The 18,961-nt window shown below is 67.6% G+C and carries 25 protein-coding genes; 14 read left to right on the forward strand and 11 right to left on the reverse strand.

Annotated features, from left to right (window positions below; all coding sequences use genetic code 11):
* Window positions 1–12 precede the first annotated feature (12 nt).
* The 4 genes from IAE60_RS03665 to IAE60_RS03680 all read left to right on the forward strand — a co-directional run bounded on the left by IAE60_RS03665 (window position 13) and on the right by IAE60_RS03680 (window position 2,880).
* The gene (locus IAE60_RS03665) at window positions 13–285 is read left to right on the forward strand and encodes a hypothetical protein (protein WP_185894694.1); all 273 of its coding nucleotides are present in this window, start codon (window positions 13–15) and stop codon (window positions 283–285) included.
* An 8-nt stretch (window positions 286–293) separates the two neighbouring features.
* Entirely contained in the window at window positions 294–638 is a 345-nt protein-coding gene (locus IAE60_RS03670; protein ID WP_187573915.1) for a hypothetical protein, read from the forward strand.
* A gap of 210 nt (window positions 639–848) precedes the next feature.
* Window positions 849–1,220, forward strand: coding sequence for a YciI family protein (locus IAE60_RS03675; protein ID WP_187573916.1), 372 nt, complete (start codon window positions 849–851; stop codon window positions 1,218–1,220).
* Between the two features lie 169 nt (window positions 1,221–1,389).
* The gene (locus IAE60_RS03680; protein ID WP_187573917.1) at window positions 1,390–2,880 is read left to right on the forward strand and encodes a serine hydrolase domain-containing protein; all 1,491 of its coding nucleotides are present in this window, start codon (window positions 1,390–1,392) and stop codon (window positions 2,878–2,880) included.
* Window positions 2,881–2,925: 45 nt separating this feature from the next.
* Here IAE60_RS03680 and IAE60_RS03685 read toward each other — a convergent pair whose 3' ends face one another.
* Both IAE60_RS03685 and IAE60_RS03690 read right to left on the reverse strand, forming a co-directional pair.
* Window positions 2,926–3,645: a class I SAM-dependent methyltransferase gene (locus IAE60_RS03685; protein WP_187573918.1), complete on the reverse strand. Its 720-nt coding sequence runs from the start codon at window positions 3,643–3,645 to the stop codon at window positions 2,926–2,928.
* Window positions 3,646–3,739: 94 nt separating this feature from the next.
* Window positions 3,740–4,288, reverse strand: coding sequence for a DUF2058 domain-containing protein (locus IAE60_RS03690; RefSeq protein ID WP_187573919.1), 549 nt, complete (start codon window positions 4,286–4,288; stop codon window positions 3,740–3,742).
* Window positions 4,289–4,351: 63 nt separating this feature from the next.
* Here IAE60_RS03690 and IAE60_RS03695 point away from each other — a divergent pair, with 63 nt between their 5' ends.
* Genes IAE60_RS03695 through IAE60_RS03705 form a run of 3 tightly spaced genes read left to right on the forward strand, consistent with a single transcriptional unit; the run spans window position 4,352 to window position 5,786 of the window.
* Window positions 4,352–4,858: a M48 metallopeptidase family protein gene (locus IAE60_RS03695; RefSeq protein WP_162109124.1), complete on the forward strand. Its 507-nt coding sequence runs from the start codon at window positions 4,352–4,354 to the stop codon at window positions 4,856–4,858.
* Window positions 4,859–4,916: 58 nt separating this feature from the next.
* Window positions 4,917–5,258, forward strand: a complete 342-nt coding sequence (locus IAE60_RS03700) for a cupin domain-containing protein (RefSeq protein ID WP_162109097.1) — start codon at window positions 4,917–4,919, stop codon at window positions 5,256–5,258.
* A gap of 30 nt (window positions 5,259–5,288) precedes the next feature.
* Complete coding sequence (locus IAE60_RS03705; RefSeq protein WP_187574647.1) at window positions 5,289–5,786, forward strand: DUF421 domain-containing protein; 498 nt, start codon at window positions 5,289–5,291, stop codon at window positions 5,784–5,786.
* Here IAE60_RS03705 and IAE60_RS03710 read toward each other — a convergent pair.
* Both IAE60_RS03710 and IAE60_RS03715 read right to left on the reverse strand, forming a co-directional pair.
* Window positions 5,780–6,208, reverse strand: a complete 429-nt coding sequence (locus tag IAE60_RS03710) for a hypothetical protein (RefSeq protein ID WP_187573920.1) — start codon at window positions 6,206–6,208, stop codon at window positions 5,780–5,782. The genes IAE60_RS03705 and IAE60_RS03710 overlap by 7 nt on opposite strands.
* A gap of 14 nt (window positions 6,209–6,222) precedes the next feature.
* Entirely contained in the window at window positions 6,223–6,843 is a 621-nt protein-coding gene (locus IAE60_RS03715; RefSeq protein ID WP_187573921.1) for a hypothetical protein, read from the reverse strand.
* Window positions 6,844–6,967: 124 nt separating this feature from the next.
* Here IAE60_RS03715 and IAE60_RS03720 point away from each other — a divergent pair, with 124 nt between their 5' ends.
* From IAE60_RS03720 to IAE60_RS03735, 4 genes are all read left to right on the forward strand, one after another.
* Window positions 6,968–7,528, forward strand: a complete 561-nt coding sequence (locus IAE60_RS03720) for a cysteine hydrolase family protein (protein WP_187573922.1) — start codon at window positions 6,968–6,970, stop codon at window positions 7,526–7,528.
* Window positions 7,529–7,572: 44 nt separating this feature from the next.
* Window positions 7,573–8,121: a YdeI/OmpD-associated family protein gene (locus IAE60_RS03725; RefSeq protein ID WP_187573923.1), complete on the forward strand. Its 549-nt coding sequence runs from the start codon at window positions 7,573–7,575 to the stop codon at window positions 8,119–8,121.
* Between the two features lie 129 nt (window positions 8,122–8,250).
* The gene (folE, locus tag IAE60_RS03730; RefSeq protein ID WP_162109104.1) at window positions 8,251–8,856 is read left to right on the forward strand and encodes a GTP cyclohydrolase I FolE; all 606 of its coding nucleotides are present in this window, start codon (window positions 8,251–8,253) and stop codon (window positions 8,854–8,856) included.
* A 145-nt stretch (window positions 8,857–9,001) separates the two neighbouring features.
* A complete protein-coding gene (locus IAE60_RS03735; protein ID WP_187573924.1) occupies window positions 9,002–9,385 on the forward strand; it encodes a YchJ family protein in 384 nt (127 codons plus the stop codon).
* A gap of 43 nt (window positions 9,386–9,428) precedes the next feature.
* Here IAE60_RS03735 and IAE60_RS03740 read toward each other — a convergent pair whose 3' ends face one another.
* Window positions 9,429–10,757, reverse strand: a complete 1,329-nt coding sequence (locus IAE60_RS03740; RefSeq protein WP_187573925.1) for a M20 family metallopeptidase — start codon at window positions 10,755–10,757, stop codon at window positions 9,429–9,431.
* 42 nt (window positions 10,758–10,799) lie between these two features.
* Window positions 10,800–11,690: a DUF6624 domain-containing protein gene (locus IAE60_RS03745; protein ID WP_222937198.1), complete on the reverse strand. Its 891-nt coding sequence runs from the start codon at window positions 11,688–11,690 to the stop codon at window positions 10,800–10,802.
* 88 nt (window positions 11,691–11,778) lie between these two features.
* On the opposite strand from IAE60_RS03745, the gene IAE60_RS03750 reads away from it, so the two are divergent.
* Window positions 11,779–12,567: a TSUP family transporter gene (locus IAE60_RS03750; protein WP_187573927.1), complete on the forward strand. Its 789-nt coding sequence runs from the start codon at window positions 11,779–11,781 to the stop codon at window positions 12,565–12,567.
* A gap of 146 nt (window positions 12,568–12,713) precedes the next feature.
* Here the strand turns inward: IAE60_RS03750 and purU are convergent, their stop codons facing one another.
* Both purU and IAE60_RS03760 read right to left on the reverse strand, forming a co-directional pair.
* Window positions 12,714–13,565, reverse strand: a complete 852-nt coding sequence (purU, locus tag IAE60_RS03755; RefSeq protein ID WP_187573928.1) for a formyltetrahydrofolate deformylase — start codon at window positions 13,563–13,565, stop codon at window positions 12,714–12,716.
* Window positions 13,566–13,574: 9 nt separating this feature from the next.
* Window positions 13,575–13,892 carry a hypothetical protein gene (locus IAE60_RS03760; protein WP_244966646.1) on the reverse strand — a complete coding sequence of 106 codons (318 nt, stop codon included), beginning with the start codon at window positions 13,890–13,892 and terminating at the stop codon, window positions 13,575–13,577.
* A 102-nt stretch (window positions 13,893–13,994) separates the two neighbouring features.
* Between IAE60_RS03760 and IAE60_RS03765 the strand changes: the two genes are divergently transcribed.
* Window positions 13,995–15,056 carry a linear amide C-N hydrolase gene (locus tag IAE60_RS03765; RefSeq protein ID WP_187573929.1) on the forward strand — a complete coding sequence of 354 codons (1,062 nt, stop codon included), beginning with the start codon at window positions 13,995–13,997 and terminating at the stop codon, window positions 15,054–15,056.
* Here IAE60_RS03765 and IAE60_RS03770 read toward each other — a convergent pair whose 3' ends face one another.
* Window positions 15,057–16,277, reverse strand: coding sequence for a serine hydrolase domain-containing protein (locus IAE60_RS03770; protein ID WP_187573930.1), 1,221 nt, complete (start codon window positions 16,275–16,277; stop codon window positions 15,057–15,059).
* Between the two features lie 169 nt (window positions 16,278–16,446).
* On the opposite strand from IAE60_RS03770, the gene IAE60_RS03775 reads away from it, so the two are divergent.
* Window positions 16,447–16,992: a hypothetical protein gene (locus tag IAE60_RS03775; protein WP_187573931.1), complete on the forward strand. Its 546-nt coding sequence runs from the start codon at window positions 16,447–16,449 to the stop codon at window positions 16,990–16,992.
* Window positions 16,993–17,092: 100 nt separating this feature from the next.
* On the opposite strand, the gene IAE60_RS03780 is transcribed toward IAE60_RS03775, so the two are convergent.
* Together IAE60_RS03780 and IAE60_RS03785 are read right to left on the reverse strand one after the other, a co-directional pair.
* On the reverse strand, window positions 17,093–17,509 hold the full coding sequence (locus IAE60_RS03780) for an acyl-CoA thioesterase (RefSeq protein ID WP_187573932.1): 417 nt from the start codon (window positions 17,507–17,509) through the stop codon (window positions 17,093–17,095).
* Between the two features lie 217 nt (window positions 17,510–17,726).
* Entirely contained in the window at window positions 17,727–18,746 is a 1,020-nt protein-coding gene (locus tag IAE60_RS03785; RefSeq protein ID WP_187573933.1) for a ribonucleotide-diphosphate reductase subunit beta, read from the reverse strand.
* Window positions 18,747–18,961 lie beyond the last annotated feature (215 nt).

The raw sequence follows: 18,961 nt of genomic DNA on the forward strand, positions 1-18,961 counted from the left end.
GACGAGGTATGTGTGGCAAACCATCAGACCCAGGTCTTCATTCTCCATCTGGGATCCCAGCAATCCATCGGACCGGGCGACCTGCGCGTGATGTGGGCGACGGCCTGCGAATCGCTCGATATCGCCGTGTCGCGACGCCCGCCGGGCCACGGCAACCACACGGGAAGGCCCTGTTTCGGGTTGTGGGCGGGCCGCGAGTTCCATCGCGCGCCGGCCGAACGGCGCATGCGCGCGCTGCTCGAAGCGCGCGGCTTCCTCTTCACGCTTACACATACCGCCCTGTAGGAGGGTGCATGACCTTTGATGTCGGGATCGGCAAGTGCCGGTCGGTGCAATCGGATTCGGTGGACGTGTGGGTGGACGGTTCCATCGTCCGGCGCCTGGCCCCGGAGACCAAATGGCAGCGCGACGGCATCAGCGTGCTGCAGGTGCCATCGAAGCTGTGCAGCGCTCGTCACCGCGTGGCGATCGGCGAGGAAGTATTCCTCGACACCGGCCTCATCAACGCCAACAGCGCCGGCAAGCTGGATGTCGACGGCAGCGGCGATTTCGCCCGGGCGCGACTGTCCATGCTGGTGCCCGTCATCGACCCCGCGCCCACGCCGCCCCCGCCTTCGCGCAAGGCGAGCTGGCGCTGACACCGTCCCCGGCGTTGAGGCGCGGCCAGCCCGCGTCCGTCTGCACCATCGCGGATCGCAAAGGTTCACGCCAGTGGCACGCTTCGTGAGACAGGGACGGACGTACTTCCTTGGTGATCGTGCCGCGCTGCCGCGGCTCTCAAGGATAAGGATGTCGATTCGCCATTGCCGGCTTCGTCGTCCATACGATCACCGCCTCAAGGAGCGCGCATGAAATATCTCGGCCTTGCCTATTTCGCCCCGGACAAGTTCGCGGCGATGGCGCCCGACGATGTCGATCGCCTGGTGAGCCAGTGCCCCGCGCTGGACGAGAAGATGCATGCCACCGGCAAGGTGCTGCTGGCCGCATCGCTGGGCGATGTGGCCGGCTGGACCACGCTGCGCCCCCGCAATGGCCGGACGCAGGTCAGCGACGGGCCCTACACCGAATCGAAGGAAGTGGTGGGCGGCCTGTTCATCATCGAGGCCGACGACCATGACGAGGCGCTGCGCCTCGCCTCCATGCATCCTGCCGCCGCCTTGGGCGAAGAGGGGGGCTGGGCGGTGGAGCTGATCCCTATCGAATTCTTCATGACGCGCTGAGGCGGGCGGCGTGCAAGGCGCGCGGCCACTCTCACGGCAGGGGGTACATGACTTCGTCGGCCCCCGTCCGCGTTTCGTCCCCCGCAGGACCTGTTCCGTCGGCTGCGATTGCCCTCCCCCGAAGCACCCATGCACCCTCGACGCGGTCCTGTTCTTTGCCGGAGTCCGCATGAACCGTTTCCGCCTCATCCCGTGGGTGCTGGCCGGCCTGGGGCCCGGTGCACTGACAATGCCCGCGCTGGCATTTGTCGAGTCTGCGGCGGGTTCACCCGAGGCGTGCGTTACCGCGCCGGATGCGCAGGCGCGGCGAGACCGGGTCGCCCAGGGTCTGCTGCCGCGCGTGATGTTCAGCGGTGAAACGGCGCCGGCATCCGTGCAGGCGCGCATGGCCACGCATCGTGTACCGGCGCTCTCCGTGGCGGTGATTCGGGCCGGTACGCTGGACTGGAGCGCCGCCTGGGGCCGACAGCAGGCCGACGGCGCAGCCGCCACCTGCCGCAGCCTGTTCCAGGCCGGGTCGCTGGCCAAGCCCGCCACGGTCCTGGCCGCATGGCGCATGCAGCAGGCGGGCGCGATCGATCTGGATGCCGATGTAGATGCGTATCTGACGCCGTGGAAACTGCCGGCCGGTCGCCAGGATGCCGAGCATCCGGTAACGCTGCGCCACCTGTTCGCCCACACCGCGGGCATCACTCCCGGGGGGTACGAGGGATACCCGCGCAACGCCGTCCTGCCCACCGACCTGCAGACCGCACAGGGCCTTCCGCCGTCCAACGCGCGCAAGGCGGAAGTGCTGGCGCTGCCGGGCACGACCTTGCGCTACTCCGGCCCCGGTTACACCGTGGCCGAGATCGCCCTGCAGCAACACCTCAAGCGACCGTTCGAGTCGTTGATGCGCACCTGGCTGACCGGGCCCGTCGGCATGCGCCATGCCGATTTCAGCCAACCGGCGCCGAGAGAAGGGGAAGAACACGTCGCGCTTGGCCACCAGGCCGATGGCCAGCCGGTACCCGGGGGCTGGCACGCCCATCCCGAACAGGCGGCGGCGGGCCTATGGGCCACGCCAGCCGATCTGGCCACCCTGCTGATCGAACTGCGCAAGGGTTGGCTTGGCACCAGCACCGTGTTTGCCCAGGCCAGCGTCCACGACCTGCTGGCCCGGCCTTTCGAGGAACATGCCTATGGTTTCCGTCTGATCGGCGATGGCGAGCAGGTGTTCCTGACCCACTACGGCGGCACGGTCGGCTACCGCGCCGGCATGACGCTCAATCTGCGCAGTGGCGACGGGGCGGTGTTCATGGCCAATGCGGACAGCGGCATGGATCTGGGGATGGAGTTCTTCGCCGCCGTGTCGGATACCTACGGGTGGTCGAGCTTCGGGCCGACACGGGTGGAAAGGGCGGCAACGCCGCCGGCCGACGTCCTGCAGTCGCTCGCAGGCCGTTATGGCTTCGAGGATGGCCCGGTGGTGGAGGTGGTGCCGGAGGCCGGGGTGCTGACACTGGTATTCCCCAACGGCGACCGCTATCCGCTCAGCCCCATCAAGGGCCTGCCCCGCGCCTTCATCCATGCCGACACCGGCGTGCGCGCAAGTTTCGACGGCGAAGGCGAAGCGACGACGATCCAGTTGTACGGCGACACCGGCAGGCGAGTGCGTTAGGGAACGTGGCGCCGGGCAACCCGGTGTGCCGGGTCGCGTGGATCTTCACCTTGCCGACGATACGGACGCGTCCTTCGTCCGCGCGCACCATCCATGGATCATTCCCGCCTGGTGGAAGCGCAATGGCGGCGCGAAGCCGCCGGCTTCCGCCAGCGCGGCCACGCGATCCGGAGGAAGGATCGCGACATCGCGGGCGTAGTTGGCGCGGATCTGTTCAAGGGCGGCCGCGTCGAGGCCGGCGCCGGACATGGTCTCCATCCACAGACGCAGCATCGCCGGATAGTCGGGCGCCTCCGTATCCCAGGCCAGGTCGGCCCACACCAGCGTGCCGCCAGGCCGGAGCCGGTGCGCGATGGAGGCGAAGAAGGCAATGCGCGCGTCCGGATCGAGCAGGAACTGGGAGACCAGCAGGCAGGTGGCCCCGTCGAACGCGGCCTCCTCCGGCAGCGTCTCGACCACGCCGGCATGGAAGCGGCAGCGATCGGCGAAGCCCTCGCGCAACGCGCGTTCGCGGCAGGCGGCGATCATCTGTGTGGACGGATCCAGGGCGAGGAAGGTCCAACGCGGGAAGCGCCGCGCCAGATGACCGATCTCGGCGCCGGTGCCCGCGCCGACGCACAGCACATGGGCGTCGTCCGGCAAGGGGGCGAACACGGTGTCGATCAGGAACAGCAGGCTGTCGCGGATCGGGGCCATGCGCACCCAGCGTGCGTCGTAGCCGGCGGCCTGCTGGTCGAAGAGAGCATCGAGTTCGTGCTGCTGCATGGCGGTTTCCGCGGGGGCCTCATTCCACCCTACACGGGTCGTCAAGTCCCCCGCGGTGCGGCGTCGCCATCAGGGACCGACGATGCGCCGGCGGTCACCACACCAGGTCGTCGGGCACCTTGAACTGCGCGTAGTACGCATCGTCTTCGGACGTGGCCGCTGCGGGTTCATTGGCCTGGCCATGGTCCAGCACGATCATCGCGGCATCGCGTTCGCGCACCTTGTCGGCCGCCACGCGTGGCAGCAGTTCGTAGCGGTCGTCGATGCGCGCGATGACCAGCGCCCCGGTGGACAGCTTCTTCTTCAGATCGTCGTTGACCAGCAGGGTGCGGATGGCGCCGTCGGCGGTGAAGCGGTACTCCACTTCGCCGCTGCGCGGCACCTTGCGGTCCTGGACCATCTGGCGCGCCTGCGCGTGCAGTTCCGCCGCGCGGGCCTGCGCCTTGCGTTCGGCCTCCAGGGCACGGTCGCGCTCGACCTTCTCCGCGCGCGCCCGCTCGGCGTCACGCTGGATCTCGCTGGGTGCCGGCGCCCCCTTGCCGTGGCGGGCCTTGTGCTGCTCGCGCGCGACCTCGGCCAGCTTGGACTTCTTCACCAGTCCGGCCTTGAGCAGCTGTTCCTGCAGCGGGTTTCCCTTCGCCATTGCGGGGTTCCTTGGGGATTTGGCGGCATGATACCCGTCCCGCAGCGCCCCCTTCCCCTCCCGATGCAACCGCTCGTCTACCTCACCGGCTACCCGCAGGACCTGCAGGCCCGCGTGCGTGCGCTGATCGAACAGGGCCGGCTCGGTACGATGCTGGCGGACAAGTACCCGCAGGCGCACGCGGTGCGCAACGACGGCCAGCTGTACGACTACGTGCAGGCACTGAAGGAACGGCACCTGCGGCGCTCGCTACCGCTGGGCAAGGTGGCGTACGACAGCACGCTGCAGGTGATGAAGCACGCACTGGGGACCCACACCGCCATCTCGCGCGTGCACGGCGGTCGCTTGAAGGCCAGCCGCGAGATCCGCATCGCCACCGTGTTCCGCGACGCACCGGCGGAGTTCTTGAAGATGATCGTGGTGCACGAACTCGCGCACCTGAAGGAAGCCGAACACAACAAGGCCTTCTACGCCCTGTGCACGCACATGGAACCGGACTATCACCAGCTGGAGTTCGATCTGCGGCTGTACCTGACCCACCAGGAAAGCGTCGGCACGCCTGCGCGTTGACGGGGCCTGCACGCGCGGGCGCAGATGCTGCAGTCCCCGGGCAACGCGAGGCAGACACATGAAATGCAGGCACCTGCGCATGGGCATCGGCTTCCTTCCGCTCTTCCAGGCCCATGGCGTGCAGGCTGCTCAGATGGTGATTCCGCCCGGCGGCCGCGAAGGGGGACCCGACAACCGTCATCGGGGCGCGGACCAGTGGCTGTTCGTGGCATCCGGCCGCGGCATGGCCATCGTGGAAGGCGCGCGGCGCGCGCTGCGGCCCGGCAGCCTGTTGCTGATCGAACGGGGCGAGCGGCACGAGATCCGCGCGACGGGCGACGCGCCCTTGAAGACGGTGAACTTCTATTCACCGCCTGCCTATACCGCCACGGGTGGCGAGCGTCCGGCGGGCCGATCCTGATGCAGGCGAGGGGATGACATGGACAGTGTTTTGCGCAGCCTGTTCGAGCTTGGCATGCCGTGGTGGGAGTTCGTGCTGCGGGCGACCGCGGTCTACGTGGTGGTGCTGGTGATGGTGCGGATGAGCGGCAAGCGCACGGTGGGCCAGTTCACCCCGTTCGACCTGCTGGTGGTGGTGCTGCTCGGTACCGCCGTGCAGAACTCGCTGATCGGCGAAGACACCTCGCTGCTCGGTGGCCTGATCCTGGCGGCGACGCTGCTGTCCCTCAACTGGACCGTCGGCAAGCTGTCCTCGCGCTCGCAGCGCTTCCACCAGATGGTGGAGGGCAAGCCGGTGATCCTGGTGCATCGCGGCCATCTGTTCCGTGACGAGCTGGCGCGGCAGTCGATGAGTGAGGAGGACTTCGCCATCGCGCGTCGATCCGCCGGCTACGCCACGGTGGGGGAGATCGCGCTGGCGGTGCTGGAGTCGTCCGGCGAGATCACCTTCGTCCCCCGCAAGGAACGCGATGCCTCCGACGATCAGTGAACCAGTCGCGCGGCGACGCTCTCCAGATCGTAGGCGAAGCCACCGTCGGAGCGCTGCACGATGTCGGCGCCCGCTGCCGCCTGCAGGAACGCCGTAGTGATCTGGTAGCCGCCGGCTTGGGCCGGCGCGATATGGCCGGCGATGCGGCTGTCGTGTTCGGCCTGGCCCAACAGCTCGCCGAAGGCGACCACGCGCATGACCAGCGAGGTTTCCTCCTGCGGGCTCAGACCATGCCCGCTGACCTGCCGGGTGATGGCGCTCATGCCCAGGCAGGGCAGGTCGTCGCCATCGTATTCGTCGACGGGCATGGCCCCGGTCATCACGGCCTGGAACACATCGATGCCGAAGGTCAGCAGCGCCGGATCGACCGGGACCGCCTCGTCGAGGCGGCCCCGGGGACCTGCGGGAACGTCGCGCGACATGCAGCGCCCGCGGCTCAATGCTTGCGCCCGAGCATCTGCTCGCGGCTCTGCTCGGCACGCGACGCGCCGATGGCGGTCTCGACGTTCTTGACCTCTTCCGGCGGCGGCAGCACGGCCGGCATGCCCAGCGACTGGATCCACAGTTCCCGGCCCCATCCCATGGTGTGGTACAGGTGGTGGTCCTCGTCGCTTTCCACCGCCTTGTAGGCCGGCTCCAGCACCTTGGCCAGGGCACCGCCCTGCTCCACGACCTTGCCGATCAGTTCCCAGTTCTGGTGATCCTTGGTTTCGGCCAGCACCACGCACTCGGCGGCCACCAGCTGGGCGGCTTCCGGGGTGTCGTGCTTGATCGCCATCTCGATGGCCTTGACCAGCGAAGCACCCAGATGCGCCACCACCTCGCGACCCGGCGACGCGGCTTCGGTATCCAGCTCCAGCTGCTCGAACACGCGCGTGAGCACCTGCTCGTGCGTACGCGTCTCCTCCAGATACTCGCTCCATTCCTTCTTCAGGTCGTCGTTGACGGCGGCCTTGAGGGCGGCAGTGTAGATCTGGATGCCACCGCGCTCGGTTTCCAGCGCCTGCAGCAACAGTTCATGGACCTGGTCGGTGTTGACACTGGCGGAACGCGCCATGGCTAGACTCCGTGAGGGTTGGAAGGAGTCCCTGTTTTAGGCGCTTGTACGCAAACACGAGGTGAGGGCGACGCATGCACGACGTTCACAAGTCCGAACGCGCGCCGGAACGCGGGAAACGCGGATGAGCGACACCGCGTTGCTGGTGCTGGACATGGTGAACCGGTTCGACTTCGAAGGCGGCGACCGTCTGGCGAAGGCGGCGCGAGCGATCGTGCCGCGCATCGAGACGCTGCGTGCGCGTTTCGACGCGGCGGGCGCGCCCACGATCTACGTGAACGACAATTTCTCGCACTGGCAGGGACAGTTCGGCGACCTGGTGGCCGCCTGCCGCGACGCCGGGGGTGCGTCCGCTTCGATCGTGCAGCGCCTGGCCCCGCGCCCGCACGACTATCATGTGCTCAAACCCAAACACTCCGGCTTCCTCGCCACGCCGCTGGCCATCCTGTTGGCCAAACTGGGCGCGCGCCGGCTAGTGCTGACCGGCCTGTCCGCCGACTCCTGCGTACTGGCCACCGCGCAGGGTGCCAACATGCGCGAGTACGCGGTCTGGGTGCCACAGGATGCCGTGGCCGCGATCACACCCGCACGACGCCGCCACGCCCTGCAGGTGATGGCCGTCGGCCTAGGGACGCGGGTGGATGCGGTACGCGCGGTGACCGGCCTGTTCCCCGACCCCGCGTGACGGCCCGCGTCCATGCGCGTCCACGTGACCGGTACCATGCGCCCATGACGACCTCCGCTGCGATCCGCTTCTCCGCCACCCTGCAACGTCCGGCCGAGCCGAAAGCGGCGACGTGGACCTTCCTGGTGCTGCCCGCCGCGGCCAGCGCGAAGTTGCCCACCCGCAGCCTGGTGACGGTGGAAGGCACGCTGGCAGGCCAGCGCTTCCAGGCCACGCTGCAGCCGGACGGAGCAGGCAGTCATTGGCTGAAAGTGGAGAAGGCGCTGCGGGCATCCGCGGGTGTCGCCGCCGGCGACCGGATCGATCTGGTGATCGCGCCGGTGAAGGAAGAACCCGAGCCGGTGGTGCCGGCCGATGTCCGCAAGGCGCTGGCGGCTGCGCCGGAAGCGAAGGCGGTATGGAACAGCCTGACCGCGGTGGCACGCCGCGACTGGATCCACTGGATCACGTCGGGCAAGAAGGCCGAGACGCGCGTCAAGCGCATCGCCACCGCCTGCGACATGCTGGCGTCCGGCAAGCGGCGTGCGTGCTGCTTCGATCGTTCGGGGATGTACAGCAGAGGCAACATGGGTGCCCCTGTCGCGGCGGAGTAGCGAATCTGCTGCGGCGCTGCATCCGGCGCGTCGCCTCGCCCGTACCAGCGCAGGCATCGATCACCGGGCCGGTTCGGGTCGCGGGAGGTCCGATGGGTTATCCTCCACGCCCCCGCAGGAGTCCATGCGATGAGCCATTCCGACGACAATCCCGGCAAGGTGACCCAGGCGCAGGCCGAAGACGCCGTGCGCGTACTGCTGGAGTGGGCGGGCGAGGATCCCACGCGCGAAGGCCTGCTGGACACGCCCAAGCGGGTGGCCAAGGCCTACCGCGACTGGTTCAGCGGCTACCAGATGGACCCGCGCGAGTACCTGGCGCGCACCTTCGAGGAAGTTGCCGGCTACGACGAGATGATCGTGCTGCGCGACATCGAGTTCGAAAGTCATTGCGAGCATCACATGGCGCCGATCATCGGCCGCGCGCACGTGGGCTACCTGCCCGACGGCAAGGTGGTGGGCATCAGCAAGCTGGCGCGCGTGGTGGACGTGTACGCGCGCCGTTTCCAGGTGCAGGAGAAGATGACCGCGCAGATCGCGCAGTGCATCCAGGATGTGCTGCAGCCCCGCGGCGTGGCCGTGGTGGTCGATGGCGCGCACGAATGCATGACCACCCGCGGCGTGCACAAGCGCGGCGTCAGCATGGTGACCAGCAAGATGCTGGGGACCTTCCGCGACGACGCGCGCACCCGCGCCGAGTTCCTGCGCTTCATCGAGACGGGCCACGGCAAGCGTTGAGTGCGTGCCGCTGTTGTAGGAGCGACATAAGTCGCGACCGCATGACGTCACTGCCCATTGGCTTGCTCATCTCCAGGATTCCGCCGTCCCGTTGCCTGAGGGTGCCCGGTCGCGACTCACGTCGCTCCTACAGTGAAGCGATGCCATGAACCCCTGCCCCTGCGGCACTGGCCGCGATCTCGTCGTCTGCTGCGGCCGCTATCACGCCGGTGACGCCGCGCCCGACGCCGAAGCGCTGATGCGCTCGCGCTACAGCGCCTTCGTCACCGGCAACGCGGACTACCTGCGCGCGACCTGGCATCCCGACACCCGGCCAGACGAGCTCGGCCTGGATGCCCCCGGTGCACAGAAGACCATGTGGCTCGGGCTGACGGTGAAATCGCACCGCGTCACCGGGCCGGAGACGGCCGAGGTCGAGTTCGTCGCCCGCTACCGCGTCGGCGGCGGCAGCGCGGTGCGCCTGCACGAGCGCAGCCGCTTCGTCCGCATCGACGGACGCTGGCTGTACGTGGATGGCGAGCATCAGTGATGTCGAGCCCCTCTCCCCGCTTCGCATGGAGAGGAAGAAACGCTCAACCCTTCGGCTTCTCCAGGTAATCCAGCGTCACCTGCAGCAATGCGCGCAGCCCCACGTCGAGCGAGGCCTCGTCCAGCATGAACTCGGGCGAGTGGTTGCTGGGCGCGGTGACGGGGTCGATGCCCTTGGCCGTGCTGCCGACGAAGAAGAACATCGACGGCACTTCGCGCGCGTAGAACGAGAAGTCCTCCGCGCCCATCTGCAAAGGAGGGGTGATCACGTTGTCCGCCCCCACTGCCGCCTGCAGGCTGGGCAGCATGCGCGCGGTGAGGTCCGGATCGTTCACGGTGACCGGGTTGCCGTCGTTGTCGGGCACGCTGGCCTCCACCTTCGCGCCGTGCGCGGCGCTCACATGGGTGGCGACGTTCTTCAGGTCGGCGAAGATCTTCTGCCGCATGCCCTCGTCGAAGGTGCGGATCGTGCCCACCACTTCCACGTCGTCGGGGATGATGTTGTAGCGGATGCCGCCCTTGATCGCGCCGAAGCTGACCACGGCGGGCAGCCTGGAGATGTCGGTGCGACGGCTGACGATGGTCTGGGTGGTGCCGATCACGTCGGCCATCGCCACGATCGGGTCCACGCCGCCCCACGGCCGCGAGCCGTGCGTCTGCCGGCCGACGACCTTCAGCGTGAAGCTGTCCGAGGCCGCCATCAGCGGCCCCTGGCGCACGCCGATCTGGCCGACCGGGATAGACGAGAATACGTGCAGGCCGAATACCGCCTCCGGCTTGAAGTCCCGGAACACGCCGTCCTTCAGCATCAGCGCTGCGCCCCCTTCCTCGCCGGCCGGCGCGCCTTCCTCGGCGGGCTGGAAGACCAGCAGTACCTCACCCGGCAGCGTGTCCTGCATGCCGACCAGCGCCTTCGCCACGCCCAGCAGGATGCCGGTATGCGCGTCGTGGCCGCAGGCGTGCATCACGCCGACGGTTTCGCCGCGATACGTCGATGTGGCCTTCGAGGCGAAGGGCAGGCTGTTGCGCTCGGTGACCGGCAGCGCGTCCATGTCGGCGCGCAACGCGATGCGCGGGCCAGGCCTGCCGCCCTTGATCACCGCGGTGACGCCGTGATGGGCGATGCCCGTGCGCGGTTGCAGGCCCAGCTTGCGCAGTTCCTCGGCCACACGCTTTGACGTCTGTTCCTCGCGGTTGGACAGTTCCGGGTACTGGTGGAAATGCCGCCGCCAGTCGATCACCTGCTGCTGCATCGCCTTGCCGGCGGCGATGACCTCCGGCCGTTGTGCGGGCGTAGCGTTCTGCGCGGCGGTCGAGGGGGCAAGCGAGGCGATGGCCAGCGCGATGACGGAAAGCAGCAGAGGGTTGGGCATGGCGATGTCCGGCAAGGAGTCGAGGGATCAGACAGTAGTCCGTTAATTCTTCGGTGTCGCGTACATGTCCTGCATGTTCGCGGTGTACTCGGCCAACGACGGCATGCCCAGGGCGGCGCGGCGCGCCTCCACGTGCTCCGGATCCTCGATGGGCTGGGGCTGTGGCACGCCCTCCACGCTGTGGAACTGGGTGCCGTAAAGCTGCGGCTTGCCTTGGGCGATCCGAACGCGGTCGGTCAGATAGGCCAAGTGGATGCCCGAGGCCTGTCCCCGTTCAACCGCATCCTGCAGCATCCCCAGGACCTGCTCCTGGAAGGCCGGTTGGTGATCGGCATGCTGGGCGAGCAGGAAGAATCCCATGCTGCCGCTCCGGCCCACCTTGTCGTAGCCGGGCCATCCGTGCGCGTCCAGATAGGACTTCAGCCACGCAGTGTTGTCGCGATCCACGTCGCCCATCGCGGCGGCGAGCGCCGGATCCGCGGGCGCCAGCATCGCCTGGTTGCGCGCATCCTGGTCCCTGTCGATCCGCCGTTGCAACTCTTCCAGGAGGGCATCGTCGCGGCGGGACATCTCGGCTGTCATGTCGCGGCGATGGCGCGCAAGCAAGGCTGTCCATCGCGGATCATCGTGCAGGGACACCAGATCGGCGTCATCGGCGATATGGCTGCGCAGCTGATCCGAGGGCGTGGCGGCCAATCGGGCCAAGGCCGCTTCCTTGTCGCCCGCCAGGGCCAGGCAGCACGCCGCATCGTAGGCGGCGCCGCGCACCGGCGGCGTGCGATCCGCTTGTTGATCATACAGGCGCGCGCAGGCGGGATAGTCCTTGGCCTTGTAGGCGCCGACGGCACTGCGATACTCGGCCGCCTGCGCAACGCCTGCAGCGCAAAGGCATATGCATGCGATCAGGACCCTTGGCGTGTGCACCGTCATCATCCTTGGCGATGGAGGAAGCCCTAGAATACACACGCATCCGCACGGCCGTGTCGTCACGGGCGATGCCATCCTCAACCTCCACCACCCCATGCCCGACCTCGCCCTGCAGGTGCTCCTGCTGCTGTTCCTCGCCGCGATGCTGGCGGGTTTCATCGATGCCATCGCCGGCGGCGGGGGGATGATCACGATCCCCGCCATGCTGCTGGCCGGCATCCCGCCGCTGCAGGTGCTGGGCACCAACAAGCTGCAGTCGCTGTTCGGCTCGGGGTCGGCCAGCTGGGCCTATGCGCGCCACGGGCACGTCGACCTCAAGGGCCAGCTGCCGATGGTGCTGACCGCTGCGCTGGGCGCGATAGGCGGTGCACTGCTGGCCACGGTCATTCCGGTGGACTGGCTGAAGTGGGCGCTGCCGTTCCTGCTGGTCGGCATCGCCGTGTACTTCGGGCTGAAGCCCGACATCGGCCATGTGGATCGCCACCAGCGCATGCGCCCGAAGGTGTTCGCGCTGACCTTCGTGCCGGCGATCGGTTTCTACGACGGCGTGTTCGGACCGGGCACCGGCTCGTTCCTGATGCTGGGGTTCGTCGCGCTGGCGGGCTTCGGCATCCTCAAGGCGACCGCGCACACCAAGTTCCTCAACTTCGGGTCGAACGTCGGCGCGTTCGCCGTGTTCCTCGTCCATGGTGCCGTGCTGTGGAAGGTCGGCCTGCTGATGGGGGCGGGCCAGTTCCTCGGCGCGCAGCTCGGTTCGCGCTTCGCGATGAAGCAGGGTGCGCGCATCGTCAAGCCGCTGCTGGTCACCGTATCGATCGCGCTGGCGATCCGCCTGCTGGCCGACCCGCAGCACCCGGTGCGGGTGTGGGTGGCGTCCTTCTGATCCTTTTTTTGTAGGAGCGACGTAAGTCGCGACCGCGGGAATCAATCCGCCGGGATGGGTCATGCATCGCATGATGGATGCAAGCCAGGCGTTGCAGGGAGTGCGGTGCGGTCGCGACTCACGTCGCTCCTACATCAGGCCACGGCCTATCGGAACACGACCGTCCGGTGCCCGTTGAGCAGGATGCGGTGCTCCACGTGGCGGCGCACCGCGCGGGCCAGCACCAGCGATTCGATGTCGCTGCCCATCCGCACCAGCTCTTTCGGCGTCATCGCATGGTCCACGCGCGCGACGTCCTGTTCGATGATCGGACCTTCGTCGAGGTCGCGCGTCACGTAGTGGGCGGTGGCGCCGATGATCTTGACCCCGCGCGCATGCGCCTGGTGGTACGGTCTTGCGCCCTTGAAGCTCGGCAGGAAGCTGTGGTGGATGTTGATGGCGCGGCCGGCCAGCGCATCGCACAGCGTGGGCGAGAGGATCTGCATGTAGCGCGCCAGCACCACCAGGTCGATCCGCTCGCGCTCGACCAGGTCGATGATGCGCTGCTCCTGCTCGTCGCGATGGTCGGCAGTGACCGGCAGGTGGTGGAAGGCCACGCCGTACGACTGCGCCAGCGGCGCGAAGTCGGCATGGTTGGAGACCACGCAGGCGATCTCCACCGGCAACTGCCGGCTGTGCACGCGGAACAGCAGGTCGTTGAGGCAATGCCCCTGCTTGCTCACCAGCACCATCAGCCGTGCCTTGCGGCGCGCGTCGTGCAGCTGCCAGTCCATCGCGAACGCGTCGGCGAGCGGCTGGAAGCGCGCATGCAGTGCTTCGACCGAGACGTCTTCGGGCAGGTCGAAGTGCACGCGCAGGAAGAAGCGGCCGGACTCCTCGTCGCCGAACTGCTGGGCGTCCAGGATGTTGCAGCCGGCATCGAACAGCAGCCCGGTGACGCGGTAGACGATGCCGGTGGTGTCCGGGCACGAGAGCGTGAGGATGTGGTCGCGGCGCATGGAGCGGGCTTACTCGCAGCGGGCCGCGGTGATGCGGTTGTCGGCGTCGATGTACACGCGCAGGCGGTCGGTGCGCGCATCGCGCTTGACCACGGTGCTGGGGCCGATGGGATTGACCAGCCCGGCGCCGCTCTCGCCGGACAGGCGGCGCAGCGTGGCTTCGTCCGCCGTCTGGCCCACGGCCCAACCCAGCGAGGCGTCGCTGCAGCGGCCGCTGCCGGCCACCTGCGGGCCGGGCGTGCTGACGCAGGCGGAGAGCGCCAGCATGCCCAGGACCAGGAGCGGCGCGCGGATGGACGAACGGTGCGACAGCAGGGGGAGGGCCATGGCAGCATCTCGGGGGACGGGATCGCTGTTTAACATACCCGCCGGCATAAAGGGCGGGCGCACTCGCCGCGCACCCGACATCACCCTGCCACGGAGGTCGTCATGGATCGTCGCTTCGTCTTGCTGCTCGCGCTTGCCGCCACCCTGCTGTCCTCGCTCGCCGCCACGCCTCCCGCCGACGCCTGTACGCGCCTGGTCTACCTGGGCGCCCACGACGACGTGATCACCGCCCGTTCGATGGACTGGAAGACCGACGTGGCGACGAACCTGTGGATCTTCCCGCGTGGCATGGCGCGCAACGGACAGGCCGGACCGAACTCGGTGACGTGGACGTCGAAGTACGGCAGCGTGATCGCCAGCGGCTACGAGGTCTCCACCACCGACGGCATGAACGAAGCGGGCCTGGTCGCCAACGTGCTGTGGCTGGTGGAATCCGAATACCCCGGCTACGACGGGCGCGGCCCGGGCCTGAGCATCGCGGCCTGGGCGCAGTACGTGCTGGACAACTACGGCACGGTGAAGGAGGCCGTCGAGGCCCTGCGTGCGCAGCCCTTCACGGTGGTGACCGACAAGGTGCCGGGCGAGGACCGCCTGGCCACGCTGCACCTGTCGATGTCCGACGCCAGCGGCGACAGCGCCATCATCGAGTACATCGGCGGCAAGCAGGTGATCCACCACAGCCGCGACTACCAGGTGATGACCAACTCGCCGGTGTTCGACCAGCAGCTGGCGCTCAACACGTACTGGAAGCAGATCGGCGGCACGGTGATGTTGCCGGGTACCAACCGCGCAGCGGACCGCTTCGCGCGCGCCTCGTTCTACGTCAACGCGATCCCCAAGAGCGAGGACCCGGTGAAGGCGCTGGCCAGCGTCTTCAGCGTGATCCGCAACGCATCGGTGCCGTTCGGCATCAACACACCGGAGGAACCCAACATCTCCTCCACCCGCTGGCGCACGGTCGCCGACCACAAGCGCAAGCTCTATTTCTTCGAGTCCGCGCTGACGCCGAACACGTTCTGGGTAGACCTCAAGGACATCGACTTCTCGAAGGAGACCGGCAAGGTGCTGCGGCTGGACCTGGGCCCCGACCAGCGCAACGTGTTCGCCGGCAACACCGTGAAGGACTTCCGGCCGGCGGAACCGTTCGTGTTCCAGGGCCTGTAGCTACAGGTCGAAGGCCAGCAGGTCGTGCCCGGTGGCCGCGCGCACCACGCGCCGGTACAGCACGTTGCCGCTGCCGCCGTTGGTCAGCGCCACCAGCGCGCGCTGGCCGCTGGCGTCGCCCAGGGCGAAGTTCTTGAAGATGCCGCCGTTGCTGCCCGAGTGGTAGAACACCGGGCCGCGCGGGGTGGCTTCCAGGTTCCAGCCCAGGCCCTTGTCGGTCCAGCGGCCGGGCACGTCGATCTGCTTCGTCAGCATCGCCGTGCGCGTGGCCTCGCTGATCTGCCACGGTGCGCGCGGTGTGCGCACCATCAGCGCCATGAAGCGCGCATAGTCGGAGGGCGTGGTGCGCAGGCTGGCGGCCGCGTTGGCCAGGATGTCGCCGGGCCAGTTCACCAGGCCTTTCGGCGTGGTGGCCTGCACCTCGGGCAGTGCGCGCTGGGCGTCTTCGTACCGCCATGCCGACAGCGGCTTGCCCCAGCGGTCTGCGACGGTCTGCGCCGCGTTCCATGTCTCGCGCAGCATCTGCGGCGGCATGCCGGCTTCTTCGTCCTCGATGGCGCGGTGCCCATACACCGAGCGCTCGGCGAGATCCTTGCTCCACGTATAGCTGCTGTCGCGCATGCCGGCCGGACCGAACAGCAGGCGCTGCATCGATTCGTCCAGGCTCTCACCGGTGAGCTTCTCCACGACCAGCTGCAGCCAGAAGATCGCTTCGCCCGAATAGTCGATGCGCGTGCCGGGCTTCGCGGCCGGGACGAGCTTCTCGTGGGTCGGATCCTTGCGCCAGTTCGGCATGCCGGTGGAATGGCGCAGTACGTCCCGCGCGGTGACCATGTCCACCCACGGATGGTCGGCCAGGTAGTCCATCCGCCGATAGCGCACCAGCGGCGCGTCCAGGTCGATCACGCCCTGGTCTGCCAGCTGCAGCACCAGGTAGGCGAACACCGGCTTGCTCAGCGAGGCATCCTCGAACAGCGTGTCGTCCGCCACCGGCGCCCGGGTCTCCGCGTTCGTCACCCCCAGGTTGCGCGCCCACACCACCTCGCCCCGCTCCACGACGGCCATGCCGATGGCCGGCACGCGCAGGGCCTGCATCAGGCGCGGCAGGTCGGCCAGGAAGGCGTCGGGCGGGATCCAGTTCGCGGTGTCGTCGCAGGCGGCGGCGTGGGCGAGCCGCGGCCAGGCGGTGGCGGCGAGCGGCACGGCGGTGAGGGTGGTCAACCAGCGGCGGCGTGAGGGTGACTCGGGCGATGTCGCGGGGGTCATCATGGGCCTGTGGCAAGGACGTGCTGTTCCAACAGGACGAACAAGTGAGGGCAATCCCGCCGCGTTGGGGATACCAGGATGCATTCGACGTATTCTTTTGCTATCCAGGGATCCAAGGTGTGCCATGCGCGCCATCGGCTACATGTACAAGCGGGTCGAGACGCCTGAGGGGTTTGATCTGCCCGGGATATTGGACGTCTACTCGCTGGGCGCGTGCGTCAACGACGACTTCGCCGATTACATCGGCTTCTGGAAGCACAACGGCTACTTTCTGTTCGATTCCCCTGCGGTCATGCGCGCGCTGGCCGATGAGCACGAAATCTCGCTGGAGGGTTTGCGGCTCTTCTACTATGAAGCACACGACCTCCAGTTCGATGGCGATAGTCGGGAGTGGGTGCCGTTTGGCCCGTTCCACGATGATGTCAACGTCCAGCCGCCGGCGCGTGCAACGTTGGAAGGCTTCGACATCACCTCATTCTGGGCGGGCGCTGGCCCCGAGTGCTCGCCACTGTCCTGCAACTACCTTGCCAGGTCTATCGAAACCAATAAGCACTGCCTGCTTCCGACATTCGAAGCGGCAGTCGACGTGCTGGAGAGTGGTGCATTCAAGAACGCCAAGCCCGGCCCCTATCGGATCGTAGCGGTGTACTCAGTCGCCGAAACGGAGTGATCCAGAGCGACGAGTCCGCCCCTCCGAAGACCTGTCGTTGCGTGCAGGCGGCCTGACAGCCGCCAAATGCGTGGGCGGAAGTGCGCCCGCTCACGTCGTCTCAATCCCGCGTGATCGCCGGTAGCAACGGCGGCGCCGGCGTCGGCCGGCCGAGCGGGTCGAGCGCGATCATCACGAAGTGACCGCGCGTGCACAGCTTGCGCTCGCCGGTCAGCAGGTTCTCCGTGATGACTTCCACGTCGACGTTCATCGAACTGCGGCCCACCTTCACCACGCGCGCCACCACTTCGACCAGGTCGCCCTTGTGGATGGGCTGGTTGAAATCCACCTGCTCCGAGCGCGCGGTGACCACGGTGGTGCGCGCGTAGCGGGACGCGACGATGAAGGCGGACATGTCCATCCACGCCAGCGCCTGCCCACCGAACAGCGTGCCCAGGTGGTTGGTGTGGTCGGGGAAGACCATGTGCAGCAGGCGCGCCTCGGTCGGGCGCGCTTCGGCGTTGGCCAGTTCGGTCATGGTGGTGCTCCGGTTAGCGTGCTCCCGGCGTGAGCATAGCGCGCCGGATGTTGTGCTGGTGTAGGAGCGACGTGAGTCGCGACCGCATGAACGAATGTCCGGACTACCCGATGGGCTCTCTATGGCGCAGCGCCGGCGACGTCCTGGGAGTGGTGCAGCGATAGGAGGTGCTCATTGCCGCGGTCGCGACTGACGTCGCTCCTACAGAGAGCGCATGCTAGAACGCGTGGTCGAAGCCGACTTCGCCCTGCACGCCAAGCTGGTAGGCGGAGACGCGGCGTTCGAAGAAGTTGGTCAGTTCCTGCACGTCCTGCAGCTCCATGAAGGGCAGCGGGTTGCGCACGTCGTAGCGCTTGGGCATGCCGAGCTTGGCGAAGTGCTGGTCGGCGCAGTGCTGCAGGTACTGGCGCATGTCGCGGGTCGAGATGCCGGCCACGCCGCCGGACAGCACGTCCTCGGCGAACTGCACTTCGCACTCGATCGCTTCTTCCAGCATGTCGTAGACCTGCTGCTGCATGACGTCGTCGAACAGGTCCGGCTCTTCCTCGCGCACGGTGCGCACGCACTCGAACGCGAACTCCATGTGGCAGCTCTCGTCGCGGAACACCCAGTTGGTGCCGCTGGCCAGGCCCGGCAACAGGCCGCGCGAGCGGAAGTAGTACACGTAGGCGAAGGCCGCGAAGAAGAACAGGCCCTCGATGCAGGCGGCAAAGCAGATCTGGTTGAGCAGGAACTGCCGGCGCTGGTCGCGCGTCTCGATCCGCTTCAGGTCCTGGATACTGTCGATCCACTTGAAGCAGAAGTCGGCCTTCTTCTTGATCGCCGGGATGTTCTCCACCGCCGCGAACGCCTTGAAGCGCTCCGCCGGGTCGGGCAGGTAGTTGTCCAGCAGCGTCAGGTAGAACTGCACGTGCAGCGCCTCTTCGTAGAGCTGCCGCGACAGGTACATGCGCGCTTCGGGCGCGTTGAGGTGCTGGTACAGGTTCAGCACCAGGTTGTTCGACACGATGGAATCGCCGGTGGCGAAGAACGCGACCAGCCGGTGGATCAGGTGGCGGTCGGCCGGCGTCATCTTCGCATGCAGGTCGGTGATGTCGATCTGGAAGTTGATCTCTTCCACCGTCCACGTGTTCTTGATCGCGTCGCGGTACATGTCATAGAACTGCGGATAGCGCATCGGGCGCAGCGTCAGTTCGAAACCGGGGTCTAGCAGCATCTGCTTGGGGTGTACGGACATGGTGCGGTGTTCTCGTGGTTCTCCTTCTCCCTTCGGGAGAAGGTGCCCGAAGGGCGGATGAGGGTGCGGCGAAGGCAGCGGCGGTCAGGCATCCTGATGTCGCCGTACCCTCACCCCAACCCCTCTCCCGGTGGGAGAGGGGCTCGGATCAGGGGTCGGCGCATCCATGCGCCCGGAACCTCCGTGTTCCGTAGTCCGTCGGGGATACCGACGTG

The organism is Pseudoxanthomonas mexicana (genome assembly GCF_014397415.1).
In the GTDB taxonomy this organism is placed as follows: Bacteria; Pseudomonadota; Gammaproteobacteria; order Xanthomonadales; family Xanthomonadaceae; genus Pseudoxanthomonas_A; species Pseudoxanthomonas_A mexicana.